General features: G+C 62.3%; 22 protein-coding genes. 5 read left to right on the top strand and 17 right to left on the bottom strand.

Annotated features, from left to right (window positions below; translation table 11 throughout):
• Window position 1 precedes the first annotated feature (1 nt).
• From KHO23_RS01280 to KHO23_RS01235, 10 genes are all read right to left on the bottom strand, one after another.
• Complete coding sequence (locus KHO23_RS01280) at window positions 2-658, bottom strand: DUF502 domain-containing protein (RefSeq protein ID WP_211608823.1); 657 nt, start codon at window positions 656-658, stop codon at window positions 2-4.
• Between the two features lie 75 nt (window positions 659-733).
• Window positions 734-1,138 carry an FmdB family zinc ribbon protein gene (locus tag KHO23_RS01275; protein ID WP_211608821.1) on the bottom strand — a complete coding sequence of 135 codons (405 nt, stop codon included), beginning with the start codon at window positions 1,136-1,138 and terminating at the stop codon, window positions 734-736.
• A gap of 181 nt (window positions 1,139-1,319) precedes the next feature.
• Entirely contained in the window at window positions 1,320-1,943 is a 624-nt protein-coding gene (locus tag KHO23_RS01270; protein WP_211608819.1) for a methyltransferase domain-containing protein, read from the bottom strand.
• Window positions 1,944-1,978: 35 nt separating this feature from the next.
• A complete protein-coding gene (gene ubiB, locus KHO23_RS01265; RefSeq protein ID WP_211608811.1) occupies window positions 1,979-3,556 on the bottom strand; it encodes a ubiquinone biosynthesis regulatory protein kinase UbiB in 1,578 nt (525 codons plus the stop codon).
• 15 nt (window positions 3,557-3,571) lie between these two features.
• Entirely contained in the window at window positions 3,572-4,216 is a 645-nt protein-coding gene (locus KHO23_RS01260; protein WP_211608804.1) for a ubiquinone biosynthesis accessory factor UbiJ, read from the bottom strand.
• A gap of 153 nt (window positions 4,217-4,369) precedes the next feature.
• A complete protein-coding gene (locus KHO23_RS01255; RefSeq protein WP_211608797.1) occupies window positions 4,370-5,359 on the bottom strand; it encodes a Tim44 domain-containing protein in 990 nt (329 codons plus the stop codon).
• Window positions 5,360-5,397: 38 nt separating this feature from the next.
• The gene (gene ubiE / locus KHO23_RS01250) at window positions 5,398-6,129 is read right to left on the bottom strand and encodes a bifunctional demethylmenaquinone methyltransferase/2-methoxy-6-polyprenyl-1,4-benzoquinol methylase UbiE (RefSeq protein ID WP_211608783.1); all 732 of its coding nucleotides are present in this window, start codon (window positions 6,127-6,129) and stop codon (window positions 5,398-5,400) included.
• A gap of 67 nt (window positions 6,130-6,196) precedes the next feature.
• Window positions 6,197-6,610, bottom strand: coding sequence for a gamma-butyrobetaine hydroxylase-like domain-containing protein (locus KHO23_RS01245; protein ID WP_211608774.1), 414 nt, complete (start codon window positions 6,608-6,610; stop codon window positions 6,197-6,199).
• A gap of 85 nt (window positions 6,611-6,695) precedes the next feature.
• A complete protein-coding gene (locus KHO23_RS01240) occupies window positions 6,696-7,124 on the bottom strand; it encodes an HIT family protein (RefSeq protein WP_211608769.1) in 429 nt (142 codons plus the stop codon).
• A 34-nt stretch (window positions 7,125-7,158) separates the two neighbouring features.
• On the bottom strand, window positions 7,159-11,253 hold the full coding sequence (locus KHO23_RS01235) for a DUF3683 domain-containing protein (RefSeq protein ID WP_211608768.1): 4,095 nt from the start codon (window positions 11,251-11,253) through the stop codon (window positions 7,159-7,161).
• A 484-nt stretch (window positions 11,254-11,737) separates the two neighbouring features.
• Here KHO23_RS01235 and ilvA point away from each other — a divergent pair, with 484 nt between their 5' ends.
• The 3 genes from ilvA to queF are packed head-to-tail and all read left to right on the top strand — an operon-like array spanning window position 11,738 to window position 15,050.
• Window positions 11,738-13,303, top strand: a complete 1,566-nt coding sequence (gene ilvA / locus KHO23_RS01230) for a threonine ammonia-lyase, biosynthetic (protein WP_268963870.1) — start codon at window positions 11,738-11,740, stop codon at window positions 13,301-13,303.
• Window positions 13,304-13,326: 23 nt separating this feature from the next.
• Complete coding sequence (locus tag KHO23_RS01225) at window positions 13,327-14,229, top strand: 5'-nucleotidase (protein ID WP_211608767.1); 903 nt, start codon at window positions 13,327-13,329, stop codon at window positions 14,227-14,229.
• On the top strand, window positions 14,226-15,050 hold the full coding sequence (gene queF / locus KHO23_RS01220; protein ID WP_211608766.1) for an NADPH-dependent 7-cyano-7-deazaguanine reductase QueF: 825 nt from the start codon (window positions 14,226-14,228) through the stop codon (window positions 15,048-15,050). The genes KHO23_RS01225 and queF overlap by 4 nt, the downstream gene beginning before the upstream one ends.
• Before the next feature lie 1,023 nt (window positions 15,051-16,073).
• Here queF and KHO23_RS01215 read toward each other — a convergent pair.
• The 3 genes from KHO23_RS01215 to KHO23_RS01205 all read right to left on the bottom strand — a co-directional run bounded on the left by KHO23_RS01215 (window position 16,074) and on the right by KHO23_RS01205 (window position 18,905).
• Window positions 16,074-16,460, bottom strand: a complete 387-nt coding sequence (locus KHO23_RS01215; protein WP_211609811.1) for a RidA family protein — start codon at window positions 16,458-16,460, stop codon at window positions 16,074-16,076.
• Between the two features lie 69 nt (window positions 16,461-16,529).
• Window positions 16,530-18,011, bottom strand: a complete 1,482-nt coding sequence (locus KHO23_RS01210; RefSeq protein WP_211608765.1) for an N-acyl-D-amino-acid deacylase family protein — start codon at window positions 18,009-18,011, stop codon at window positions 16,530-16,532.
• A 3-nt stretch (window positions 18,012-18,014) separates the two neighbouring features.
• A complete protein-coding gene (locus KHO23_RS01205; protein WP_211608764.1) occupies window positions 18,015-18,905 on the bottom strand; it encodes a MurR/RpiR family transcriptional regulator in 891 nt (296 codons plus the stop codon).
• A gap of 146 nt (window positions 18,906-19,051) precedes the next feature.
• On the opposite strand from KHO23_RS01205, the gene KHO23_RS01200 reads away from it, so the two are divergent.
• Window positions 19,052-20,329, top strand: coding sequence for an amino acid deaminase (locus KHO23_RS01200; RefSeq protein ID WP_211608763.1), 1,278 nt, complete (start codon window positions 19,052-19,054; stop codon window positions 20,327-20,329).
• A gap of 144 nt (window positions 20,330-20,473) precedes the next feature.
• On the opposite strand, the gene KHO23_RS01195 is transcribed toward KHO23_RS01200, so the two are convergent.
• Together KHO23_RS01195 and KHO23_RS01190 are read right to left on the bottom strand one after the other, a co-directional pair.
• Window positions 20,474-20,971: a MarR family winged helix-turn-helix transcriptional regulator gene (locus KHO23_RS01195; RefSeq protein WP_211608762.1), complete on the bottom strand. Its 498-nt coding sequence runs from the start codon at window positions 20,969-20,971 to the stop codon at window positions 20,474-20,476.
• Between the two features lie 31 nt (window positions 20,972-21,002).
• The gene (locus tag KHO23_RS01190) at window positions 21,003-22,598 is read right to left on the bottom strand and encodes an MDR family MFS transporter (RefSeq protein ID WP_211608761.1); all 1,596 of its coding nucleotides are present in this window, start codon (window positions 22,596-22,598) and stop codon (window positions 21,003-21,005) included.
• 140 nt (window positions 22,599-22,738) lie between these two features.
• Between KHO23_RS01190 and KHO23_RS01185 the strand changes: the two genes are divergently transcribed.
• Complete coding sequence (locus KHO23_RS01185) at window positions 22,739-23,581, top strand: EcsC family protein (protein ID WP_211608760.1); 843 nt, start codon at window positions 22,739-22,741, stop codon at window positions 23,579-23,581.
• On the opposite strand, the gene KHO23_RS01180 is transcribed toward KHO23_RS01185, so the two are convergent.
• Complete coding sequence (locus KHO23_RS01180; RefSeq protein ID WP_211608759.1) at window positions 23,551-24,516, bottom strand: alpha/beta hydrolase; 966 nt, start codon at window positions 24,514-24,516, stop codon at window positions 23,551-23,553. The genes KHO23_RS01185 and KHO23_RS01180 overlap by 31 nt on opposite strands.
• 118 nt (window positions 24,517-24,634) lie before the next feature.
• Entirely contained in the window at window positions 24,635-25,069 is a 435-nt protein-coding gene (locus KHO23_RS01175) for a CHRD domain-containing protein (RefSeq protein WP_211608758.1), read from the bottom strand.
• Between the last annotated feature and the right edge of the window lie 145 nt (window positions 25,070-25,214).

Genomic DNA, 25,214 nt, shown 5'->3' with positions numbered 1-25,214 from the left:
ATTACAGCGGAGGCTCGACTGTCGTGCGGCGCACCACCGGCGCCGGCGGCGCGGACGGCGCCACGACGCCCATCGAGACGATGTATTTGAGCGCAGCGTCGACCGTCATATCGAGTTCGATCACTTCGCTCCTGGGCACCATCAGAAAGAAGCCGGACGTGGGGTTCGGCGTAGTCGGCACATACACGCTGACGTGATCTTCTTTCAGGTGGTTGAGCACGTCGCCGCCCGGAATGCCGGTCAGAAACGCAATCGTATAGGAACCGCGGCGCGGGTACTCGATCAGGAGCGCCTTGCGAAACGCATTGCCGCTGCTCGACAGCAAAGTGTCCGACACCTGCTTCACGCTGGTGTAGATCGGGCCGACCACCGGAATGTGCGCGACCACGACTTCCCACCACTTCACGAGCTTCTGCCCGATGAAGTTTTGCGTCAACAGCCCGACGACAAAGATGAACGCCAGCGTCAGCACCGCGCCGAGGCCCGGCAAACGGAAGCCGAACACGCGCTCCGGCTGCCACGAGGTGGGCAGCAACAATAGCGTCTGGTCCATCGTACCGATGATCAGGCCGAGCACCCACAGTGTGATAGCCAGAGGCACCAGCACCAGCAGGCCAGTCAGGAACACCGATTTGAGCGTCGTTTTTTTCGTCGTCATGTGTACCGCCAGAAAGCCGCGCGAGCCGATTCCCGGCACGCGGCATGTGCGCCGCCCCTGAGGGCGGCAGTCCCACTAGGCGCTGCCGGAACTGCTCGAACTCGCCGATGCGGCGGGTGCGGCAGCAGGCGCGGCAGGCGTTGCGGCTGCGCCCGATGAAGCGGCGGCGGCCGTGCCGTTGGCCGAAGCCGTGTCGGATTTCGCCGCGCCGTCATTTCCGGCCGCGGCGTTTTCGCCCGAATTCGCATTCGAGCCGCCATTCGCGTCGGGCTTGGCCGGCGCGCTCGCGCCGGCGTTACCGCCGCGGAAATCGGTCACATACCAGCCGGAGCCCTTCAACTGGAAACCGGCTGCAGTGACCTGCTTGCGAAATGTGTCTTTCCCGCACTCGGGACACTGCGTCAACTGGGGGTCGCTCATCTTCTGAAGCACGTCCTTCCCGAAGCCGCATGACTCGCAACGATAAGCGTAGATCGGCATGAACTTTTTCCTACTGAAATCTTGTAAACGCTTGCAAAGCCTTGAATTATAGCCGCAAACGACACCCCTCCCCCGGATTTTGGGGGCGAGCGCCAGGCACAGCCGCCGCCCACGTAAATGGGGGCGGCGGCGATCGAATCAAGTGCGGCCCGCGCCGCTGTCATATGCGGCGGTGGCGCGCTCAGCCACGACGCCGCCAGGTCATCCAGCGCTCGCGGCCGGCAAAGACGGCGATCGAGTCGCTCACGGCCTCGTCTTCGATCAGATCGAAGTTCGGTGTAAGCAACCCGTCGAGTTCCGTCCGCTCGATCCCGAACGGCGGCCCTTTCGGCGTCGCGCCGACGAAAAAGAAACCCGCCAGCAACGCACCGCCGGGCAACAACTCAGCCATCCGCCGCGCGTAGTCTGCGCGGCGCGCCGGTGGCAACGCGCACAGGAACGCGCGTTCGTAGACCCATGCGGGGGTGAACGGCGGCTCGTAAGCGAAGAAGTCAGCCTGCTCGACCCGTTGCGCATGCTGCGCGCCCAATTGTTCGCGTGCCGCGGCGACGGCAGCGGGTGAAAAATCGATCGCCCGGACTGGATTACCCTGCTGCGTTAGCCATAGCGCCTCATAGGCACTGCCGCAACCGGGAATCAGTACCGCTGCATCGCGATGCCGCTCGGCGAATGACTGGAACGCGGCCGGCACGCCCGCCTGATCCCACGGCGTGAAATGGCGCTCGAAGCGTTCGTCCCAAAACTCAGGCGAGTTGGGATCGCGGTTGTCGAAGTCGGGCGCGGAAGGCTGGGTCGGGTCGCTCATGAGCTGCTTTGTAGGGGTCAGAATCGGGGCTGGGATCACCCGCCGTAAGCGAATGCCAGAAACGCCCGCGCCAGCACAGCGCCGACGCCTACCGCCACGCCGAACAGCAACAGGCCTTGCAGCAGCCGGTTGGTGCGCTTCTGCTCGAGCAGAATCTGGCGAATCATGTCGTCGTTTGCGCCGCGAGTGTTGTCGTGACGCTCAGCCAGCACGTGATGGATCAGGCGCGGCAACTGCGGCAGCGTCTTGCTCCATTGCGGCGCCTCGATCTTCAGCCGCTCGTACCAGCCGCGCAGACCGATCTGCTCGTTCATCCAGCGCTCGAGATAGGGCTTGGCCGTCTTCCACAAATCCAGTTCAGGGTCGAGCGAGCGGCCGAGCCCCTCCACGTTCAGCATGGTTTTTTGCAGCAGCACCAGTTGCGGCTGGATTTCCACATTGAAGCGGCGCGAGGTCGAGAACAGGCGCATCAGCACCTGGCCGAGCGAGATATCCTTCAACGCGCGGTCGAAATAGGGCTCGCAAACGGCGCGGATCGCGCTTTCCAGTTCCTCGACCCGCGTCGTAGGCGGCACCCAGCCGGACTCCAGATGCAGCGTGGCGACGCGGTGGTAGTCACGTTTGAAGAAAGCGAGGAAATTCTGCGCGAGGTAGTTTTTATCGAAGTCCGATAGCGCACCGATGATGCCGAAGTCGAGCGCGATATAGCGGCCAAAGTGCGCCGGATCGAGGCTTACCTGGATGTTGCCCGGGTGCATGTCGGCATGGAAAAAACCATCGCGGAACACCTGGGTGAAGAAAATCTCGACGCCTTCGCGCGCCAGCTTCGGAATATCGACGCCGGCCGCGCGCAGCGTCTCCACCTGGCTGATCGGCACCCCGACCATACGCTCCATCACCAGCACGGTGGGCGTGCAGAACTCCCAGTACATCTCCGGAACCAGCAGCAGATCGAGCCCGGCGAAGTTGCGGCGCAACTGGCTGCCGTTGGCCGCTTCGCGCATCAGATCGAGTTCGTCGTGCAGATACTTGTCGAATTCGGCGACCACCTCCCGCGGCTTGAGACGCTTGCCGTCAGCCCAGAGGCGCTCGGCCCACACGGCGATGTCGCGCAACAAGGCGAGGTCGGAGTCGATCACCGGCAGCATGTTCGGCCGCAGGACCTTCACGGCGACCGCCTTGCCCGCGTGCTGCCCTGCTTTCACCGTCGCAAAGTGAACCTGCGCGATCGATGCGCTCGCTACCGGCACCCGCTCGAAATCGTCGAACAGCACGTCGACCGGCGCCCCGAGCGACTTCTCGACCAGCCCGATCGCCACCGCCGAATCGAACGGCGGGACCTGATCCTGCAGCTTGGCCAGTTCATTGGCGATATCGACCGGCAGCAGATCGCGCCGCGTGGACAGCACCTGGCCGAACTTGACGAAGATCGGTCCGAGGCTTTCGAGCGCGAGCCGCAAGCGCACGCCCGGCGGCGCGTCGAACTTGCGGCCGATGGTGGTGATACGCAGCAACAGACGCACACGCCGGTCGTTGACGCGACTGAGCATCATCTCATCGAGACCGAATCGAATGACCGTGAAGAAAATCTTGAGGAAACGCAAAAAACGCATAGTTGTGCCCAGTGACTAGCGCGTGCCGCGCGACGTGGCGGCGCCGCCCGGCGCATCGGCGCCGTGGGCTTCGACCTTCTGTTCAAGACGCTCGATACGCTTTTCCACGCGCGCCAAAGCATCGCGGGCGCGGGCCAGCTCGACGTTGAAGTCCTCCAGCGCGGCACGCCGCACCAGTTGCGGATTCTCGTCGAGAAGATATTCAGCGGCTGTGTCGAGCAGATTGCGCCCGGTACGCCGCGCGTGTTCGCCGACCGTACGCACGACCGACGCGACCCGCCACGCCGGACCGTCGCCGATCAGTTTCGCCAGATCCTCTTCCGGCTCCCAGCGCAGATGCTCGGCGAGTTTGGCGATCACAGTCGCAAACTCGGCGTCGCCTTCGATCTTCACGTGCTTCATCACGGCGGCCTGGCCGCCCTGCACGAAAGCCGGCAGTGCATCGGACGGCACCGAGATGGTCACGTCGAATTGTTGCGCGTCGGTTTCGTCGACCGCACCCAGGTAGCCGTCCGGCTGCACCAGCAGCATCAGCACGACCGGAGGACAGGACAGTCTGGCAGTCTTGCCCGCGTACGGGGCGAGGCGCTCTCGAGCCCACGATTCGCGGGCGAGCAGGTGATTGACGGCAGCAGCGAAGGGCTTGGCGGCGAGGGTCATTGAGAGTGGCAAGAAAAAACCCGCGCGGGCAAGGTGCCCGCGCGGGTTCCTATTGTAACGTCCGTTCGCTTTGCGGCTTGCTCTGCCGAACGGCCAATGCTTTAAGCGAAGTCAGGACGCGCAATGCTGTCCCGGCTCCGTCCCGCCACTGTCTCAGTGCTGCGCCACCTGCTGAATGCCGGCCAGCAGCCAGCCTTCGCCGGGGCGGTTCGCCTTCGTCAGGTTCCAGACCTCGACGAACGGCTCCGCCGCCGCACCCGCCGATTCGCGGATCAAGCCGGAGAAGCGCACGCTGGCAAAGTATTCGGTTGCACGTTCTTCAACGCCCAGCAACTCCGCGTTCAGCTGCACCACGTCCGTCTGGTTGGACTCGGCACCGCGCGACGACAGATCGACCCTCACTTCGGCGAACATTTCCGGGGTAGTGAATTCGCGGATGTCTTCCACGTTGCCAACGTCCCAAGCGGCTTGCAGGCGCACGAAGTACACCTTGGCATTGCGCAGGAACGCTTCCGAATCAAAGCCGGCCGGGACAGAAGGCGCAGCATTGAGGGACGGCGTGGTCTGGTTGCCTTGCGGTTCGACGTACGAGCCGGTGGGCGGAGCACTGTAGCGCGGCTCCTGCGAGTAACCGGTACCGCCTGCATTCAGCGACGGTGCGCTGCCCGCATACGACGGTTGCGCCGTATCGCGCTTGCGGCCCATGAAACGGCGGATCAGCCAGATGCCGATCATCGCGAGGATCGCGATCACGATGATGTTGGCCATGGCGCCTGCGAACGCACCGCCCAGACCGAAGTGCGACAACAGCGCAGCAATACCAAGACCAGCCGCGAGACCGGCGATCGGCCCGAGCCAGCGCGAGCGGTTAGGCGCCGCTGCCGGAGTCGGCGTAGCCGCCGGTGCCGGCTGCGCGCGCTGCTGCATGGCCTGATTGCTTTGGGAAGGTTGCGACGGGGCCGACTGCTGCTGAACCGTGTTCGACTGACGGCCAATACTGCGGCTGCCGCCCAGGCGGCGGGCCTCCGCATCGAGCGAGGCGAGAGAGCCGGCCATGATCAGACCGACCATCGCGATCAGTCCGATTCTTCTCACCAACGACCGCTTAACCTTACGGGGAGATAACACGCCTGAATCGGACATTTTCGTACTTTCCTTTAAAAATCGATGGGTTAGGAACCCTAGTATTTGGTCCCCACATGTAAAGCTACCACGCCAGCTGACAAATTGTAATATTTGACGCCGTCCAGGCCTGCTTGTTCCATCATTGTTTTTAAAGTTTCCTGATCCGGGTGCATCCGGATCGATTCCGCCAGGTAGCGGTAGCTCTCGGCGTCTTTCGCAAAACGGTCGCCGAGCCACGGCAACACCTTGAACGAATAGACGTCGTAGACCTTTTTAAGCGGATCCCACACCTTCGAGAACTCCAGCACCAACAGACGGCCCGCCGGCTTCAACACACGACGCATCTCGGCCAGCGCGACATCCTTGTGCGTCATGTTGCGCAAGCCGAAGGCCACGGTCACCACGTCGAAATAATTATCCGGAAAGGGGATCTTTTCGGCGTCGCAAAGCAGCGCCGGCGTGATCACGCCCTTGTCCAGCAGACGGTCGCGGCCCACGCGCAGCATCGATTCGTTGATGTCGGTGTGCCAGACTTCCCCGGTCTCGCCCGCCTGTTTGGCGAACGCCTTCGACAGATCGCCCGTGCCCCCCGCAATATCGAGCACCTTGTAGCCCGGCCGGACGTTGGCCTGGGCGATCGTGAACATCTTCCACGCCCGGTGCAACCCGCCCGACATCAGGTCGTTCATCAAGTCGTAGTTGGAGGCGACCGAGTGGAACACGCCCGCCACCTTCTGCGCTTTTTCCTGTTCGTCGACCGATTGAAAGCCGAAGTGGGTTTTGCTCATCGCGCTCGTCCTTTCGCGTATTCTGGAATGTTGCGCCGCATCAACGCGGCGATCAGGGCGAATCGTATCAGTGACAGTGCCCGTGCGCAGCACCGGCTGGCGTCATCGGCGCATCGCGGTCAACGCCGGCTGCTGTCAGTTTGGCGAGATAGTCGCGCCAGAGTTCATCCTGGCGGACGGCCATGTCATACAGCAGGTCCCACGAATAGATGCCGGTGGCGTGCCCATCGGAGAAAGTCGGCTGCAGTGCATAGTTGCCGACGCCTTCGATCATGGTGATCGTGACGTCGCGCTTACCGGTTTGCAGCGTCTCCTGGCCGGGCCCGTGGCCCATCACTTCCGCTGACGGCGAATACACGCGCAGCAGTTCGAACGGCAGGCGATACGTTTCGCCGTTTGCGTATTGCAATTCGAGCACGCGCGATTTGGAATGCACGACCACGTCGGTCGGCACCGGGGTATCGGGAGTCAGTCCGCTCATATTGACCTCATAAAGAAAACGCCGGGCCGCCCCAAGTTTTCGCCCTCCTCGCCGGGTTTGGCGCGAAGCGACAGATTCTGGGCGCTCAGCCAAGAGCCTGTTCGATTTCCTGCCGCACCGCCTCGCGCAGCAAAGTGGCTTGCGCGCGGCGCGACGACAGCATGGCTTCGGACACCGTGCGTTGGCGCGGCGCCCAGATCGGCAACGGGAAGTGAGCGTCGTTCGAAAAACGCGGAATCACATGCCAATGCACGTGCGGCACCTGGTTGCCGAGGCTCGCCAGATTGACCTTCACCGGCTGAAGAATGCGCCGGATCGCACGTTCGACCGCGTACACGGCCCGCATCACGCGATCCCGGTCGGTTTCATCAAGATCGGAAAACTCAGCGACGTGCCTGCTCCAGATCACCCGGCAAAAACCCGGGTAATCGTGTTCGTCGGCGAGGACGACACGCAGGGTGTCGTCCTGCCACAGCACATCGCCGCCATCTTCCCGGCAAAAAACACAGTCCATCGTCGTCCTCAGGCAAGAATCGTCAGTTGTGCCATTAAACCAGCACGCGCTCGATTCCGCCATTGTTCGCCCGCTGGACGTAGTCCGCCATCCAGTCTTCACCCAGCACGTGGCGTGCCATCTCGACGACGATGTAGTCCGCTTCGGTGCCCACGTCTTCGTTGTAGCGCGACAGGCCTTGCAGGCAGGATGGGCAGCTCGTCAGGATTTTCACCTCGGTCGCGCCGTTCGGTTGCGCCCCGTCGCCCGCCTTGGGTACGGAACCGCTTGCAGCACCCGCCGTGCCGGCCGACGTATTGGCCGTATTGATCGCGTTCGCGCCGGCTTCGCCCACTAACGGAATACCACGCAGCTTCGCCGCGCCCTTGCGCATTTCCTCTTCCTTGCGGAAGCGGACTTGCGTCGAAATGTCCGGGCGCGTCACCGCGAGTGTGCCGGATTCGCCACAGCAGCGATCGTTCTTCTCGATCTTGTAGCCGTCGTTCTCCGCCCCCATCAACTGATTGACGAGCTTGACCGGGTCCATCGTCTTGATCGGCGAGTGGCACGGGTCGTGGTACATGTAGCGCACGCCGTTCACGCCTTCGAGCTTGATGCCTTTTTCGAGCAGAAACTCGTGGATGTCGATGATCCGGCAGCCCGGGAAGATCTTCTCGAATTCGTAACCGGCGAGCTGGTCGTAACACGTACCACACGACACCACCACCGTCTTGATGTCGAGATAGTTCAGCGTATTCGCGACGCGATGGAACAGCACGCGGTTATCCGTGACGATCTGCTCGGCCTTGTCGAACTGGCCCGAGCCGCGTTGCGGGTAGCCGCAGCACAGGTAGCCCGGCGGCAGCACGGTTTGTACGCCCGCTTCCCACAGCATGGCTTGCGTCGCCAGGCCCACTTGCGAGAACAACCGCTCGGAGCCGCAGCCCGGGAAGTAGAACACCGCTTCCGTATCGGCGGTGGTTGTCTTCGGATTGCGGATGATCGGGACAATCTTGTTGTCTTCGATATCGAGCAACGCGCGGGCCGTTTTCTTCGGCAGATTGCCCGGCATCTTCTTGTTCATGAAGTGGATCACCTGCTGCGTGACCGGCGGCTTGCCGACGGTTGCCGGCGGGTGCGCCGTCTGCTTCTTCGCGAACTTCTTCAGCACGTCGTTGCCGAGGCGCTGCGCCTTGTAGCCGATGCCCATCATCGCGGTGCGCGCGAGGTTGATGGTCTGCGGGTTGGTGGCGTTCAGGAAGAACATGCCGGCCGCGTTGCCCGGATTGAACTTCTTCTTGCCCATCTTGCGCAGCAGGTTGCGCATGTTCATCGTCACATCGCCGAAGTCGATCTTCACCGGACACGGCGTCACGCATTTGTGACAGACAGTGCAGTGATCGGCGACGTCGTTGAACTCGTCCCAGTGCTTGATCGACACGCCGCGGCGGGTCTGCTCTTCGTACAGGAACGCCTCGACCAGCAAGGAGGTGGCGAGAATCTTGTTGCGCGGGCTGTACAGCAGGTTCGCGCGCGGCACGTGGGTCGCGCACACCGGCTTGCACTTGCCGCAACGCAAACAGTCCTTGATCGACTCGGAAATCGCGCCGATGTCGGACTGCTGCATGATCAGCGATTCGTAGCCCATCAAGCCGAAGCTTGGCGTGTAGGCGTTACGCAGATCGGCGCCTTCGAGCAGCTTGCCCGCATTGAAGCGGCCATGCGGATCGACGCGTTGCTTGTACGCGCGGAATTCGCCGATTTCTTCTTCGGTCAGGAATTCGAGCTTGGTGATACCGATGCCGTGTTCGCCCGAAATCACGCCGTCGAGCGAACGCGCCAGCTTCATGATGCGCGCGACCGCCGTGTGGGCGTCCTGCAGCATCTCGTAGTTGTCGGAATTGACCGGCAGGTTCGTGTGGACATTGCCGTCGCCCGCGTGCATGTGCAGCGCGACGAACACGCGGCCACGCAACACCTTCTTGTGAATCGCCTGAGCTTCTTCGAGGATCGGCTTGAATTCGCCGCCGTTGAAGATCTGACGCAACTCAGCCCGGATTTCCGCCTTCCACGACACGCGCACCGTACGGTCTTGCGTGATATGGAACACGGTCGCATCCGGCTGCGCGTCGACGCGGTCGGCGAACTTCTCCGCCAGCCCTTCGTAGCCGAGGCCGACCAGATAATGCTGCGCCTCGCGCAAGGACAGATCGAGCTTGTCGCGCAGGAATTCCCAGCGCGCGCGCACCTTCTTCAGCAGATCGAGCGCCTGTTGGACACGATCTTCGAGCAGCTCCGCGCTCGGGATTTCGTTGGCGTCGTCGCTCTTGCCGAGCGGCAGCTTGCCGCCCTTGAAGAACGCTTCCAGCGCGTCGACCAGCTGCAGCTTGTTCTTGATCGACAGTTCGATATTGATGCGCTCGATACCGTCGGTGTACTCGCCCATGCGGTCGAGCGGAATCACCACATCTTCGTTGATCTTGAACGCGTTGGTGTGCTTCGCAATCGCCGCGGTACGGCTACGGTCGAGCCAGAAACGCTTGCGCGCCTCGGCGTTGACGGCGACGAAACCTTCACCGCTTTTGCCGTTGGCCATGCGCACGACTTCCGAGGTGGCTTGCGCCACCGCGTCCGCATCGTCGCCGACGATGTCGCCGATCAGCACCATCTTCGGAAACGCGTTGCGCTTGCTCTTGGTCGCATAGCCGACTGCGCGCAGATAGCGTTCGTCCAGATGCTCGAGGCCGGCGAGAATCGCCCCGCCCTGCTTCGACGTCTCAAACAGATAGTCTTTGATCTCGACGATGCTCGGAATCGCTTCGCGCGCCTGGCCGAAGAATTCGAGGCAGACCGTGCGCGTATGCGCGGGCATCTTGTGCAGGATCCAGCGCGCCGACGTGATCAGGCCGTCGCAGCCTTCTTTCTGCACACCCGGCAGACCGGCCAGGAATTTGTCGGTCACGTCCTTGCCGAGACCTTCCTTACGGAACACGCGGCCCTTGATGTTGAGCGCTTCCGTGCGCAGCAGCTTCTCGCCCGGCGCGTAGCTGCCGTCGAACCACTTCAGCTCGAAACGCGCCACTTCGATGTCGTGAATCTTGCCGAGGTTGTGGTCCAGGCGCGTGACTTCGAGCCAATTCCCTTCCGGGTCGACCATGCGCCACCAGGCGAGGTTGTCGAGCGCCGTGCCCCACAGCACCGCCTTCTTGCCGCCCGCGTTCATCGCGACGTTGCCGCCGACGCAGGATGCATCCAGCGAGGTCGGGTCAACCGCGAACACATAGCCGGCCTGTTCGGCGGCTTCGGTCACGCGGCGCGTCACAACGCCCGCGCCGGAGAAAATCGTCGCCACCTTGCGATCGACGCCCGGCAGTTCGGTCAACTCGACCGCACCCAGCTGTTCGAGCTTTTCCGTGTTGATGACGGCCGAGAACGGCGTGAGCGGCACCGCGCCGCCCGTGTAGCCCGTGCCGCCTCCGCGCGGGATCACCGTCAGACCGAGCTCGAAACACGCCTTGATCATGCCTGCGATCTCGGCTTCGGTATCCGGCGTCAACACGACGAACGGGTACTCGACGCGCCAGTCGGTTGCGTCGGTCACGTGCGAGACACGGGACAAGCCGTCGAACTTGATGTTGTCCTTTTCCGTGACCTTACCCAGCACCTTGGTCGCGCGGCGGCGCAGATCGTAGGTCTTCTGGAATTCGCTCTCAAAATCGTCGACGGCGCGGCGCGCGGCCGCCACCAGCGTTTCAACGCGAGCGGCCCGATCGATGCCCGCTTCATCGCCGTGCTCGACCAGATCGGCGCGGCGGCGCTTCTCGATCTCGCTCAGACGATGGTGCAGCGCCTCGATCAGCATCGCGCGGCGCTTCGGATTGTCGAGCAGGTCGTCTTGCAGGTAAGGATTGCGGCGCACGACCCAGATGTCGCCGAGCACTTCGTACAGCATCCGCGCCGAGCGGCCGGTGCGGCGTTCCGCGCGCAGTTCGGCCAAAGCCGCCCAGGCTTCGTCGCCGAGCAGGCGGATGACGATTTCGCGGTCGGAAAACGACGTGTAGTTATAGGGAATTTCGCGCAAACGCGCTTCGGGATCGGCGGCCACCGCAGTGGCGGCCCCGTGCGGATCGAATACTTGAGGTGCGTTCATGTTCGGACGACTCGGTGGGTCAACCGGGCGCGCTCATCTCAGTGAGGCGTCGGCGGACGGTGCGCGTGGGGCGCAATGCTGGAAATCTTCTTGGGGAGCGAAGCGCAACCGACGGCCTACCCACATCAGTCGCTTCACGGCGCTCAGAGACAGCTACACGATCGTGCCTGACGGACGTGACGCTCCGCCGCGGGGCGAGACTCACGCGGGACGGGCATCAAATGGGCGATCCGAGGCTGCCAGTGCATCTTCCGATCCTTATTCCAAAATGGAATTCTACCCCATGATCCGGCCACGCGTTGACGCCTGAAATCGGAGCTCTGGCGGGACTTTGGGCGTTTTTGCGCTGAACGGCGCCCACACACGTACGCGAATAATTTTCCGACCGAACGGTCGGGCGGGTCTTTGCCGGTGACGCTCGGGCCCACGCCTAAGGTTCACCAACGGTTCGCCGAAGGCCAGAGCGAACACCGTTGGCGCTATCATTGACCCTTTCCCGTCTCACAAAGCGCACCGCGCCACCCGCATGGCTTCCCACGACTATCTCAAGAAAACCCTGACCGCGCGCGTCTACGACGTGGCCCGCGAGACCGAACTCGAACGCGCGCCGAATCTGTCGGCACGCTTGCGCAATCCGGTTTATCTGAAGCGCGAGGACAACCAGCCGGTGTTCTCGTTCAAGGTGCGCGGCGCGTACAACAAGATGGCGCATATTCCGGCGGAGGCGCTGGAGCGTGGGGTGATTACCGCGTCGGCGGGCAATCATGCGCAGGGCGTGGCGCTGTCGGCGGCACGCATGGGTGTGAAGGCGATCATCGTGGTGCCGGTGACGACCCCGCAGGTGAAAGTCGATGCCGTGCGCGCGCATGGCGGGGCGACGGTCGAAGTCGTGCAGTTCGGCGAGTCCTATAGCGACGCGTACGGGCACGCGGTGAAACTGCAGGAAGAGCGCGGCCTGACGTTCGTTCACCCGTTCGACGATCCGTACGTGATCGCCGGCCAGGGCACGGTCGCGATGGAGATTCTCAGCCAGCACCAGGGTCCGATCCACGCGATCTTCGTGCCGATCGGCGGCGGTGGGCTGGCGGCAGGTGTCGCGGCGTACGTGAAAGCGGTGCGCCCGGAGATCAAGGTGATCGGCGTGCAGACCGATGACTCGTGCGCGATGGCCGCGTCGCTGAAAGCCGGTGAACGCGTCACGTTAAACGAGGTCGGCCTGTTCTCGGACGGTACTGCCGTCAAGCTGGTGGGGGAGGAAACCTTCCGCCTGTGCAGCGAATATCTCGACGACGTGCTGCTGGTGAATACCGATGCGCTATGCGCCGCGATCAAGGACGTGTTCCAGGACACCCGCAGCGTGCTGGAGCCGGCCGGCGCGCTGGCCGTGGCGGGCGCCAAGCAGTATGCCGAGCGCGAAGGCCTCGAGAACCAGACGCTGATTGCGATCACGTCCGGCGCGAACATGAATTTCGACCGCATGCGATTCGTGGCGGAGCGCGCCGAAGTCGGTGAAGCACGCGAAGCGGTGTTCGCCGTGACGATTCCTGAAGAGCGCGGCAGTTTCCGCCGCTTCTGCGAACTGGTGGGCACGCGCAGCGTCACCGAATTCAATTACCGCATTGCGGATGCGCAATCCGCCCATATCTTTGTCGGCGTGCAGATCCGCAATCGCAGCGAATCGGCGCAGATCGCGGGGGCATTTGAGGCACACGGCTTCGCCACCGTCGACCTGACCTTCGATGAACTGTCCAAGCAGCACATCCGTTACATGGTTGGCGGGCGCTCGCCTCTGGCGCATGACGAGCGTCTGTTCCGTTTCGAGTTTCCGGAACGGCCGGGCGCGCTGATGAAGTTCTTGTCGTCGATGGCACCGAACTGGAATATCAGCCTGTTCCACTATCGAAACCAGGGTGCGGACTACAGTTCGATTCTGGTCGGCATTCAGGTGCCGGAGAGCGAGAACAGCGAGTTCGGGCGCTTTCTCGCGACGCTGGGGTATCCGTACTGGGAAGAGACGCAGAACCCGGTTTATCGCTTGTTCCTCGCTTGATCTTTCAGGACTGAAACGCGTCGATGGCTATTTCGCTTGCCGACAAACTGGTGGTGGCAATCTCGTCGCGCGCGCTGTTCGACTTCGAGGAAGAGAACTGCGTGTACGAGGAAGGCAACCTTCAGGCGTATGAAGCGTTGCAGCGCGAGCGGCTGGCCGTGCCCGCAAAACCGGGCGTTGCGTTTCCGCTGATCCGCAAGCTGCTGGCGTTGAATGCAGGCGGCCACCGGGTCGAAGTCGTGATCCTGTCGCGCAGCGATCCGATTAGCGGATTGCGCGCATTTCATTCGTGCAGGGAATACGGGTTGGCGATCGAGCGTGGCGTTTTCACACGTGGGCGCGCGCCATTCGGCTATCTGAAGCCGTTGAACGCCTCGCTGTTCTTGTCCGCGAATCAGGACGATGTGCGCGATGCATTGGCTGCCGGATTCCCGGCCGCGCGCGTCTTGCCCGAATCGGCGAAAATGGCGAGTAAGTATCCGGACGAAATCCGGATTGCCTTCGACGGCGACGCCGTGCTGTTTTCCGACGAAGCCGAGCGCGTATTCCAGAAGGATGGCTTGCGGGCGTTCGTCGGCCATGAGATTCACAACAAGGATCTGCCGCTCGCGGATGGGCCTTTGAAGCCGTTGCTCGAAGCGCTGCACCGGCTGCAGAAACTCGCGGACGAAGCCGCACCGATGCATATTCGTACGGCATTGGTGACGGCGCGCTCAGCCCCGGCGCATGAGCGCGCGATCCGTACTTTGATGGCATGGAACATCGAAATCGACGAAGCGATGTTCCTCGGCGGCCTCGACAAGAGCGCGTTTTTGCGCGAGTTCGAGCCGGACTTTTTCTTCGACGACCAAATTGGCCATTGCGAATCGGCCCGCGTCGTGACGGCGACGGGGCACGTGCTGAGTGGCATCGTGAACGCATCATGACACCTGAACAGTCACCGCTGGGTAAGCCTTCCGCTTACACCGAACAATATGACGCTTCGTTGCTCTTTCCGATTGCCCGGAAGAATGCGCGCGAGGCGATTGGGATTGGCGCGCAGTTGCCGTTTTTCGGCACGGACATCTGGAATGCTTATGAGCTTTCCTGGCTGAATGCGCGCGGCAAGCCGCAGATTGCAGTGGCGACTTTCTTTGTGCCGGCTGATTCGCCGAATATTGTCGAGTCGAAGTCGTTCAAGCTTTATCTGGGGTCGTTTGCGCAGACGGCGTTCGAGTCGATGGAGGTTGTGCGGGATACGATCAAGCGGGATGTTTCCGCTTCTTGCGGCGCGACGGTTTCTGTTCATCTGGCCGCGCCGTATGAGTTCGGCAAGCTGCGGATGGAGGAGTTTGAAGGCTTGTCGCTGGATCGGCTCGATCTGGATGCGGATGTTTATCAGCCGGATGCTTCGTTGCTTAAGGCTGCGCTTGATGAAGCGCCGGTTGAGGAGACTTTGTTCTCTAATTTGTTGAAGTCGAATTGTCCGGTGACCGGGCAGCCTGACTGGGGCAGCGTGCAGATTCATTACGTCGGGCCGCAGATCGATCATGCGGGTTTGCTGAGGTACATCATCTCCTATCGGAATCACACCGGGTTTCATGAGCAGTGTGTCGAGAGGATTTTTATCGATGTTCTTAAGGCCTGCCGGCCGGTGAAGCTTGCGGTTTATGCGCGGTATACGCGGCGCGGTGGGCTGGATATTAATCCGTTTCGCACTAACTATAATTTGCCAATGCCGGATAATTTCCGGTTGGCGCGGCAGTAGTTTTTTGTTTTCGCCGCAGGCGGTCGGGTGGGTTTTGTTTGGTTTGGTTTGCCTGCGCGGCGCGTTTTGTCTGTGCGCCTGCGGTGTTGGGCTTTCCTTGATCTGGTTGCTTGTGCGGCGCTCGTTTGTCTGTTTTCCTATGGCGTTGGCCTTTCCTTGTTTTCTTATCGGTCTATTAGCGTTGCCCCTGTGCGGGGCGGCACTTACTTCTCTTTGCCGCCGCAAAGAGAAGTAAGCAAGAGAAAGCGGCTCAAACCGCTAATTCTTAAGCGGGTCCCCCGCGCAGCCACGGTAGTGGTGCATCTGGAATCGGTGTTCTCGCACATTCAGCGTAAGTGACAAGGCCGTCATACTTCCGGCGGCGCTGCGCGCGCCGAAACCTACTTCATAGAACCCATTCGCTCGTTTTCGCGCTTCGCTCAACGCCGCGGCTCGCCGGTGCATCCTCAACGCTCCGCAATGCGTCAGCGCTTCATTTGTACTGGCTGGAACTCGCCCCGCCGCACACTGTCTGTCGAGTTAGGTGCGGTCATCCACACTTAATTCGATGTACGAACTGATGCCTGCGTGCGCCTGCACGACCTTTCAGCCGCTCCGAGCACCGAATGGCACCCCGAACCAAATATATATTTTTTTGGCACATCGCCGAGGCGAAGCCGACGGCTCCCACCGCGCGCGAACGAAGCCTCTGGTTTCCCATGCAGACCCATCCGCGACGCACGCAGTGCGAAGTGGGAGCTGATGACTCCCTTGTCACTACCGCCGAATGTGCGAAAACACAGATTCCAGATGCACCACTACCGCAACTGTGCGGGGGACCCGCTTAAGAATTAGCGGTGTGAGCCGCTTTCTCTTGCTTACTTCTCTTTGCGGCGGCAAAGAGAAGTGAGTGCCGCCCCGCACAGGGGCAACGCTAATAGACCAATAAGAAATCAAGGAAAGGCCAACGCCATAGGCAACCAGACAAAAGCGCCGCGCAGGCAAAAAAACCACCCACCGCCTACGGCAAACAAAAAACCTCAATCAAGCCGAAGGCTTCTTATAAGCGACGCAGTCAACTTCCACCCTGCAATCAATCACCATAGAAGAAACCACACAAGCCCGGGCCGGCGGATTCTCGCCAAAATACTCCCGAAACACCTTATTGAACGAAGCAAAATCCCGCGGATCATCGAGCCACACGCCGCAGCGAACGACATCCTCCGCCCCATACCCCGCTTCTTTCAGAATCGCAAAAACATTCTGAATCGCCTTATGCGATTGCTCAACAATGCCGCCGTTGATCACCTCGCCATTTTCCATCGGCGTCTGCCCGGAAACGAACAACCAGCCATCCGCTTCGACCGCCCGAGCAAAGGGCATATGCTGACCACCGGTACCCTTGCCGCCTTCAACGCCATATCGCTTCATCATCCAACTCCTTAAAAAGTCAGGCACGCGCCAACAAATCCGCATGCCGCATTGATCAGAAAAACAAAATCAAAACGCGCCGTGCGCATCACCCTTCGACGCCGCGCCACGCGCCACAAAATGCCCTGCCCGTTCGCCGGTCACCGCGCCATCGCGGTAAGTCAACACGCCATTCACCCACACCGCATCGATGCCGTCAGCCGCCTGTTGCGGATTCTCAAACGTCGCCGCGTCGCGAACCCTGGCCGGGTCGAACAACACCAGATCCGCGTGATAACCGATATGCACCTCGCCGCGCTGCGCCAAACCAAACCGGTGCGCCGACAAACTGGTCATCTTGCGCACCGCCTCTTCAAGCGGCAGCAACTTCGCATCGCGCGCGTAGTGGCCGAGCACGCGCGGAAACGCGCCCCACAACCGCGGATGCGGCAGCGGATCGTTCGGCAAACCGTCCGAGCCAACCATCGTGGCGGGATGCGACAGAATCCGCCGTACGTCGTCCTCGGACATGTTGTGATACACCGCGCCCGCCGGCTGCAAGCGCTTGCCCGCCTCCTGCTGCGTAACGCCCCACTCCGCCGCAATCTCCTTCACCAGCTTGCCCGCCATCTCGGGATGCGGCTCCGACCACGTAATCGTGATGTCGATGTCGCCCGTCACCTGCTTCAGATCGAGCGTCGACGAACTGCGGTTGTACGGATAGCAATCGCAGCCGATCGGCTGCATGCGCCGCGCGCCTTCCAGCGACTTCAGCACCTCCTCGCTACGCCCCCAGTTCGAAGGCCCCGCACACTTCAGATGCGAAATCACCACCGGCACATGCGCGTGACGGCCCACCCGATACGCTTCGTCCATCGCGTCGAGAATCGCGTCGAACTCGGTGCGCATGTGCGTCGTGTAAAGCGCGCCCGCGGCGGCGAGCGGCTCGGCCAGCGCCATCACCTCCTCGGTCGGCGCGGAGAAGGCGGAGCCGTACGCGAGTCCCGAACTCAAACCCAACGCCCCGTTCGCCAACGCCTCTTCGAGTTGCGCGCGCATTCCGTCGATTTCCTCTGCCGTCGCCGCCCGATCGAGCCGGTCCATCTGATTGCTGCGCAACGCCGTGTGCCCAATCAGCGCGCCGACATTCACCGCGGGACGCGCCGCGTTCACCGCTTCGACGTACGCAGCGAAAGTCGGGTACTGGAACGCGTCGCGCTCGCCGAGCAGGTTCATCGGATCAGGCGGATCGCCCTTCAACGAAACCGGCGACGCGCTGATCCCGCAATTGCCGACGATCACCGTCGTCACGCCCTGGGTGATCTTCGGCAGCATTTGCGGCGACTGGATCACATGCGTGTCGTCATGCGTGTGAACGTCGATGAAGCCTGGCGCCAGCGCACGGCCGTTGGCCTCGATCACCTCTTCGGCGAGCCAGTTCGACAGGTTGCCGATCGCGACGATACGACCGTCACGGATCGCGACGTCGCGTTCGACCGGCGGCGCGCCCGTGCCGTCGTACAGTTGCGCGCCGACGATCAGCGTATCGGCGGCTTCGGGATGCGAATGCATGGATCAGTCTCCTAACGGTTGTCGATCGCCGCCGCCACGGTGCGCGTCGAGCGCGTGCTTCATGCGGCGCAGCAATTCTCGGCTCTCGTCACCCTGACTGACGGCAAGTTCGGTGACGAGCACATCGAGCGCCATCATCATCGCGTAACGCGACGACGACGGCTTGTAAATGAAATCGGTCTCAAACGCGACAATCGGAATCACCCAATCAGCCAGCCTGGCCAAAGGCGAAGCCGGCGCGGTCAGGGCAATCACACTCGCCCCGTAGCTGCGCGCGATCTTGCAGTTCTCGACCATCTCAGGCACACGCCCAGTGGTAGACAACGCGATCACGACACACTCGCGCGATACGGTGCTCGCCACCATGCGCTGCAACAAGCCGTCCTGATACGTCGCGACGGGCCGGCCGAGACGCACGAGCCTGAAACGCATCTCGTCGGCCAATGCGGTCGACCCGCCGCCCATGCCGAAGACATAGATCATTCGCGCGGCGCGCAACGCGGCTGCGGCATCGGCTAAAGGTGCCTGGCGAAGAAGTTGATGGTTATGCGCAAGCGCGGTTTGCAGTTCGTCGAATACGCGGGTGGCGATCGGCTCAGGTGCGTCGGCGGGTCCGCCCGTTTGCAGGAAGCGCTGACCGACCGCTGCGGCCTGCGCGAGCCGCAACTTCAACTCCCGCACGTCGCGGCAACCCACCGCCTTCGCAAAGCGCGTCACGGTCGCAACGCTCACCTCGGCCTGCTGGGCGAGCGCACCAATGCTGGCGCGCGATGCGCCGGTCAGATCGTCGAGAATCAGCGCGGCGACCTTCCGTTCGGCCGACCGCAATTCCGGCGCGCATTCGGCGATGCGCGCGACGATATCGAAGGCCAGCGGTTCTGCGGTTGAGTTCATTTCAGGCCGTGGGGTGCCGCGGAAAGGCTTACAAACAGCCTCCGGCAAGCTATGGTACTAAATAACATTTCTTCAGGCATCGTACTTTCGGTAACATAGTAAAGTCAACTTTGATTCAATTTAACTGGACGATGGAGCAGGGAGACATGAAAGTTACAAACTATCAGGGCGCTACGATTGATCCTTATAGCAAGGGCTTGGGCATGGTTCCGGGCACCAGTATCCAACTCACGGATGCCGCGCGCCTCGAGTGGAACCTGCTGAACGAGGACGTGAGCCTGCCCGCCGCCGTGCTGTATGCGGATCGTGTGGAACACAACCTGAAGTGGATGCAGGCATTCGTCGCGGAATACGGCGTCAAGCTCGCGCCGCACGGCAAAACCACCATGGCGCCGCAGCTGTTTCGCCGTCAGCTCGAAACCGGCGCATGGGGCATCACGCTCGCCACCGCGCATCAGGTGCGCGCCGCCTATCACGGCGGCGTTTCGCGAATCCTGATGGCCAATCAACTGGTTGGCCGTCGCAATATGATGATGGTCGCCGAGTTGCTGAGCGACCCTGATTTCGAGTTCTTCTGCCTCGTGGATTCGGTCGAAGGCGTCGAGCAACTGGGGCAGTTTTTCACGTCGGTACGCAAGCCGCTGCAAGTATTGCTCGAACTCGGCGTGCCGGGCGGCCGCACCGGCGTGCGCGACGAAGCGCAACGCAACGCGGTGCTCGAAGCAATCGCACGCTATCCGGACGTGTTGAAGCTGGCGGGCGTCGAATTGTATGAAGGCGTGCTGAAAGAAGAACACGAAGTGCGGGAGTTTTTGCAGAGCGCCGTCGCGGTGACGCGCGCATTGGTCGAGGAAGGACGTTTTGCCCGCACGCCGGCCGTTCTGTCAGGCGCTGGCTCGGCCTGGTACGACGTGGTCGCGGAAGAATTCGTGAAGGCCTCGGAAACCGGCAAGGTCGAGGTCGTGCTGCGGCCCGGCTGCTATTTGTCGCATGACGTCGGCATCTACCGCAAGGCGCAAACAGACATCTTCGCGCGCAATCCGGTCGCGAAGAAAATGGGCGAAGGCCTCTTGCCGGCGCTGCAACTGTGGGCGTACGTGCAATCGATCCCGGAACCGGATCGCGCGATCATCGGTCTGGGCAAACGCGATTCCGCTTTCGACGCGGGCATGCCGGAACCGGCGCGCCACTATCGTCCGGGCACCGAAGCGCCGCGCGATATCGCGGCGAGCGAAGGCTGGGAGATTTTCGGCCTGATGGATCAGCACGCGTACCTGCGGATTCCCGCGGGCGCCGATCTGAAGGTGGGCGACATGATCGCGTTCGACATCTCGCACCCATGCCTGACGTTCGACAAGTGGCGTCAGGTGTTGGTGCTCGATCCGTCGTATCGCGTGACTGAGGTGATCGAAACGTTCTTCTGATCTTGATGCAAGCGGCGCGCTTCACGGTGAAGTGGCGCGCCGTTCGGGATGTTCATGACGTTCACGACGTTCGTGACTTCGTTTCAGGTCGTGTCGTTCACCGCGGCTGCGGCGCTGAATCGGCCGCTCGTCCGTCTGCAGGGTCTAACGTGCCGCGGCCGTTTCCGGAGCTTGCGCAGAAGCGGCAGAATCCGCGCCTGCCGAGTTAGCCGTCGCGGCCACTTCACCGATCCGCACTTCCAGCATCTTCAAGGCCCCCGACAGCGCGCTCAGCGCATCGTCGGGCAACGCCGCTATCGTGTCGTGCAAAAAAGCGTTACGGGCAGGCAAGCTGGCTTCGATAGCCGACTGCCCCGCTTCGGTCAACCGCACATTGGTCACGCGGTTATCGCGCGTATCCATGCTGCGAGCAATCCAGCCTAAACCCTCGAGCGTTTTCAACTGCCGCGTGAGCGCGCCCGGATCGACGCGCAAGCGCTCGACCAGCCGCTTCTGCGACGACTCGCCGGCCTGCTCATACAGCGCGAGCAGAATGCGCCAGCGCGGCAACGGGTGGCCGACCTGGGACTCGAACGCCGACATGAACGCCCGATAAGTGCGGCCGAATTGCTGCATGACGGCGACGCGGTCCTGTTCTTCCATAGTTTGTCAGTAAAACGGTAAGGCTAAAAAATCAATCCGCGTGAATCACCGGCTCGAGCTTGCGCTGGAGCTTGATCGGCGGCACACGGCGGCTTTGCCACACGGACACCACGGCGATGATCGCCGCCAGCGCGAGACCCAGATGAATCGCCGCGACAAGCGCCTCGCGCGCGCTTTCGAGCAGCATCGCGCCGTTGTGGCCCGCCTGCGTCAGCTGCCCGAGCAAGGTGGTTTGCGCGTCGCGATTGATCAGGATTTGCGGGTCGCCGAGATCGGCGAACCATTGCGAGGCGCGATCGTTTTCCAGCGCGCTGCGCACGCCGCTCGCGTACATATGACTAATCAACGTACCGGTCAGCGCTGTGCCGATCATCCCGCCGATCATCCGCAGAGACTGCAACAGCGCGGTCGCGATACCGAGGTGTTCGCGGCCTGCTGTCTGCTGCGCGAAGATCGTCAGATTCGGCATCACGAAGCCGAGACCGAGGCCGCCGACCACCATGAACGACATCAACAGCCATTGCGGCATGGAGCGCGTCGCGACGACCGCACCGAGGCACGCCAGCGCCAACAGCGCGAAGCCGATGTACAACATCAAATTCGGATTGCGCACACGCGAGACGATACGTCCGTTGGCGATGCTGCCGATCGTGATGAACACGACGAGCGGCGTGATGACGAGCCCCGCTTCGTTCGGCGACATCCCGAAGCCACCCTGAAACAGCAACGGGGCGTAGAACAGCAGCGAGAACATCGTGAAGCCGCCCAGCACGGCGAGCGTGAAGAGCGCCGCCAGACTGCGATTGCGAAACATGTCGACGGGCAAAATCGCCGTCGGACAACGCTTTTCCCACTGCCATAAGCCGTACGCCGAGGCGACGCTCAAGGCGAGTAACGCGAAGGCGCTCAGCGTGACGCCGTGCTTCGGCAACAACTCGACAAACAACTGCAGCGAGCCGAGCGCCACCGCGATCAGCAGCGCACCCGGCCAATCGAGCCGCATCTTACCTTTATGCTCGACATGCCGCAGATGAGGCAGGAAGCGCCAGACGAAAAACAGCGACAGCAAGCCGACCGGCAGATTCACATAGAACACCGAGCGCCAGCCGTAGTACTGGGTGAGAAAGCCGCCGAGCGACGGCCCCACCGCGTTCGCAATACCGAACGCCGAACTCATCAGCACCTGCCAGCGCAGTCGCACGACCGAATCGGGGAAGAGATCGGGAATACACGCGAAGGCGGTGCCGACCAGCATGCCGCCACCGATGCCCTGCAAGCCGCGCGCGAGCACGAGGAACAGCATGTTGTTGGCGGCGCCGCAGAGCACCGAAGCCCCTGTGAACACAATGATCGATGCGATCACGAACGGCTTGCGTCCGTAGTAATCGCCGAGCCGGCCAAAGATCGGCACGGTAATCACCGAGGTCAGCAGATACGACGTGGCGACCCACGCGTAAAGCTCGAAACCCTTCAGCTCCGCAACGATAGTGGGCAAGGCGGTGCCGACCACCGTCTGGTCGAGGGCGACCAGCATCGCGACGAAGGAAACGCCGAGCATCGCCAGTAGCGATTCACGGAAAGGTAAAACTTGCCCACTCGAGTGATGGGCAGCGGTATGGACAGCCATTTTTGATAGAGCAACAGTTGACTCGTCAAACGATCGGGAATCATACCACGAGGTCATGCTCTAAGCTGGAACCCACTGGGGCGGTTCATCGCGCCGGCAATCGACTGAAGAATGGACAACACATGACGCCAGGGAGGCACATGGAGCCGAGTTCGCTCGCAGCACAATCGTTATCGGAAGAAGACCTGAGCGCGCTGCGACGCGCGAAACACGAACTGGAGAGTCCCGCGCTGGCGATGAAACTGGCCAGCATCGTCGGCTCGCCGCTCGAAAAGCTGCTCTCGCGCATGCCGGCTTTTGCTAACGAAAAGGTCACGGACGCGACGGAACTCGCATTGCGCAAGTGCCTCTCGATCGCGCTGCGCACGCTTGGGCGGCAGAGCGGCGCCTCGCCCCTGATCGTGCCCGACAAGCCGAGCAACCTCCTGCACAAGTTCGCCGTGGCCACCACCGGCGCGGCCGGCGGCGCATTCGGTCTGTTCGCGCTGCCCGTCGAATTGCCGGTCACGACCACGCTCATGTTCCGCTCGATCTGCGACATCGCGCGCAGCGAGGGCGAGGATCTGACGTCGATCGACACGCAGTTGCAATGCCTGACGGTGCTCGGCATGGGCGGCACCTCGAAAGCCGACGACGACGCCGACTTCGGCTACTTCATCATGCGCGGCGCGCTGGCGCAGGCCGTATCGAAGGCTTCATCCGAAATTGCGACGAAAGGCTTCACCGCGCATGGCTCCGCGGCCTTGCTGCGCCTGCTCAACACGATTGCCGCACGCTTTTCGGTGCAGGTGAGCGAGCAGATCGCCGCCAAGTCGATTCCGGCGATCGGCGCGGTGCTCGGTGCCATGGTCAATACGGTGTTCATCGACCACTTCCAGCAGGTCGCGCACGGCCACTTCACCGTGCGGCGACTGGAGCGGCAATACGACCAGGAAACGGTAGAGACCGCCTATCAGGCGATAGACGTCACGCTGGATGGATGAGCGGCCCTTGCCGCGCCGCTCGTCACACGCCGCACAAAGACTCCGGCGCGGTCGAGCGCAAGATTCGCTTCGGGAATGAACGGAGCGAATATCGGCCAGACGTGCGGCATCTTCTTCCACACTTCCAGTTCGCAGTCGACACCCGCCGCGCGCGCCTTGTCGGCAACGCGTTGCGAGTCGTCCAGCAAGACCTCCGTGCTGCCGGCCATGATGAAGAGCGGCGGCAAGCCGTGCATGTCCGCATAGACCGGCGAAGCGTAGGGATGCGTCGCCGGCGTTTCGCCGAGATAAACCCGGGCTGCCGGCCCGATGGCGGGGCCGCTGAACATGGGATCGAGACCGTCGTTGGTGCGGATGGTGGCGCCGGTAGCGGCCAGATCGGTCCACGGCGAAAACAGCAGGCAACCTGCCGGCAACGGATCGCCGGCATCCCGCAAGGCGACCAGCGTCGCGAGCGCCAGGCCGCCGCCCGCGGAATCCCCCGCGATCACGATCGACTCCGGCGCCGTGCCATTCGCGACAAGCTGACGATACGCCGCGGTCGCATCGTCGAGTGCGGCCGGAAAACGGTGCTCCGGGGCGAGCCGGTAGCCGAGGGAAAAGATCGGTGCATTCGCACGCATGGCCAGGCCGAATACGATCGAGCGATGCGTGCGCGGCGAGCAGAAATAGTAGCCGCCGCCATGGCAATACAGCACGGTCGGGCTGTTCGCGAAGCTCGATGCGCCATCAGCGCGTTCGATCCACTCACCTTGCAACGGCCAATCGCCCGGTCCGTACAGTTCGCGCAGACGCCAGCCCCCGGGCACGCGTGGCGACCAGGCACGTTTGGCCGTTAGCGCACGTGCTCTCTCGACATTGATACCCGGCTTGAGGGTTTGCGGTCGAAACTGTCTACGCAGATACCAGCACGCGAGTGCACTTTGCCAACTCATCGGGACACGCTCCTTCGATAGGGTCCCGTCATGGTACGTGCGTTCGCCGCTGCGCCGGTGGATGACAGCTTCTAATCCCAAAAAGCGGCCGCGCCGCCGGGCGCGGCTTGCCGCCTGTTTAGTTCGCCGGCAAAACCTGACCGCGAATTTCGCCAGTCGGGTTCTGCTCGGTATGGACGTTGAAGTACCACTGCCCCGCCATCAGGTCGGTCACCTGCTGGTCGGTGAGCGCCGCCAATCCTTTGATTGGGCTCGCGAGCGCGTCCTTCCCGATCGGCACCTGGACCTTGGCGTTCTGCCCAACCGGCGCGGGACCGTGGAAATGCGCGGCCGTTGCCGGACCGCTCAGCCCTTCGTATGTGATCGTCCATTTCAGGGACTTGGTCGACGTATCGAACGAGGCGTTCAACATGCCGTGCCCGTGACTCACGCGCGGCGGCACTTCGCTCGACGGTTCGAGGTCTGCTTTCAACGCCACCGTATCAGCGAAGGCGACACCCGACGCCAACGCCCACAACACCACAGCCAGATTCAGCTTTCGAAGTGCAATCATGGTCTTCTCCGGACTTGGTGCCCCGCCGCACCGGAAAGCCGGTCGCGCGCGGAGCCACCACATACTAGTGGAAATCCTTCGAACATGTTTGCGCCGCGGTCCTCACGATCTGCCGGCGCTCACCAGCGCGCGTCCGCCAACGAAA

The organism is Paraburkholderia haematera (assembly GCF_905220975.1).
Classification (GTDB): Bacteria; Pseudomonadota; Gammaproteobacteria; order Burkholderiales; family Burkholderiaceae; genus Paraburkholderia; species Paraburkholderia haematera.
This window is presented reverse-complemented; position numbering and strand designations above follow the sequence as displayed.

Excerpts from the sequence above, each read along its gene's own strand:
- KHO23_RS01235 (WP_211608768.1), bottom strand. The coding sequence starts at position 11,253 with ATGAACGCACCTCAAGTATTCGATCCGCACGGGGCCGCCACTGCGGTG.
- KHO23_RS01210 (WP_211608765.1), bottom strand. The coding sequence starts at position 18,011 with ATGCATTCGCATCCCGAAGCCGCCGATACGCTGATCGTCGGCGCGCAA.
- KHO23_RS01280 (WP_211608823.1), bottom strand. The coding sequence starts at position 658 with ATGACGACGAAAAAAACGACGCTCAAATCGGTGTTCCTGACTGGCCTG.
- KHO23_RS01195 (WP_211608762.1), bottom strand. The coding sequence starts at position 20,971 with ATGGAAGAACAGGACCGCGTCGCCGTCATGCAGCAATTCGGCCGCACT.
- ubiE (WP_211608783.1), bottom strand. The coding sequence starts at position 6,129 with ATGAGCAAAACCCACTTCGGCTTTCAATCGGTCGACGAACAGGAAAAA.
- KHO23_RS01205 (WP_211608764.1), bottom strand. The coding sequence starts at position 18,905 with ATGAACTCAACCGCAGAACCGCTGGCCTTCGATATCGTCGCGCGCATC.
- KHO23_RS01225 (WP_211608767.1), top strand. The coding sequence starts at position 13,327 with ATGGCTATTTCGCTTGCCGACAAACTGGTGGTGGCAATCTCGTCGCGC.
- KHO23_RS01180 (WP_211608759.1), bottom strand. The coding sequence starts at position 24,516 with ATGAGTTGGCAAAGTGCACTCGCGTGCTGGTATCTGCGTAGACAGTTT.
- KHO23_RS01275 (WP_211608821.1), bottom strand. The coding sequence starts at position 1,138 with ATGCCGATCTACGCTTATCGTTGCGAGTCATGCGGCTTCGGGAAGGAC.
- queF (WP_211608766.1), top strand. The coding sequence starts at position 14,226 with ATGACACCTGAACAGTCACCGCTGGGTAAGCCTTCCGCTTACACCGAA.
- ubiB (WP_211608811.1), bottom strand. The coding sequence starts at position 3,556 with ATGCGTTTTTTGCGTTTCCTCAAGATTTTCTTCACGGTCATTCGATTC.
- KHO23_RS01260 (WP_211608804.1), bottom strand. The coding sequence starts at position 4,216 with ATGACCCTCGCCGCCAAGCCCTTCGCTGCTGCCGTCAATCACCTGCTC.
- KHO23_RS01200 (WP_211608763.1), top strand. The coding sequence starts at position 19,052 with ATGAAAGTTACAAACTATCAGGGCGCTACGATTGATCCTTATAGCAAG.
- KHO23_RS01255 (WP_211608797.1), bottom strand. The coding sequence starts at position 5,359 with ATGTCCGATTCAGGCGTGTTATCTCCCCGTAAGGTTAAGCGGTCGTTG.
- KHO23_RS01270 (WP_211608819.1), bottom strand. The coding sequence starts at position 1,943 with ATGAGCGACCCGACCCAGCCTTCCGCGCCCGACTTCGACAACCGCGAT.
- KHO23_RS01240 (WP_211608769.1), bottom strand. The coding sequence starts at position 7,124 with ATGGACTGTGTTTTTTGCCGGGAAGATGGCGGCGATGTGCTGTGGCAG.
- KHO23_RS01245 (WP_211608774.1), bottom strand. The coding sequence starts at position 6,610 with ATGAGCGGACTGACTCCCGATACCCCGGTGCCGACCGACGTGGTCGTG.
- KHO23_RS01215 (WP_211609811.1), bottom strand. The coding sequence starts at position 16,460 with ATGAAGCGATATGGCGTTGAAGGCGGCAAGGGTACCGGTGGTCAGCAT.
- KHO23_RS01175 (WP_211608758.1), bottom strand. The coding sequence starts at position 25,069 with ATGATTGCACTTCGAAAGCTGAATCTGGCTGTGGTGTTGTGGGCGTTG.
- KHO23_RS01190 (WP_211608761.1), bottom strand. The coding sequence starts at position 22,598 with ATGGCTGTCCATACCGCTGCCCATCACTCGAGTGGGCAAGTTTTACCT.
- KHO23_RS01185 (WP_211608760.1), top strand. The coding sequence starts at position 22,739 with ATGGAGCCGAGTTCGCTCGCAGCACAATCGTTATCGGAAGAAGACCTG.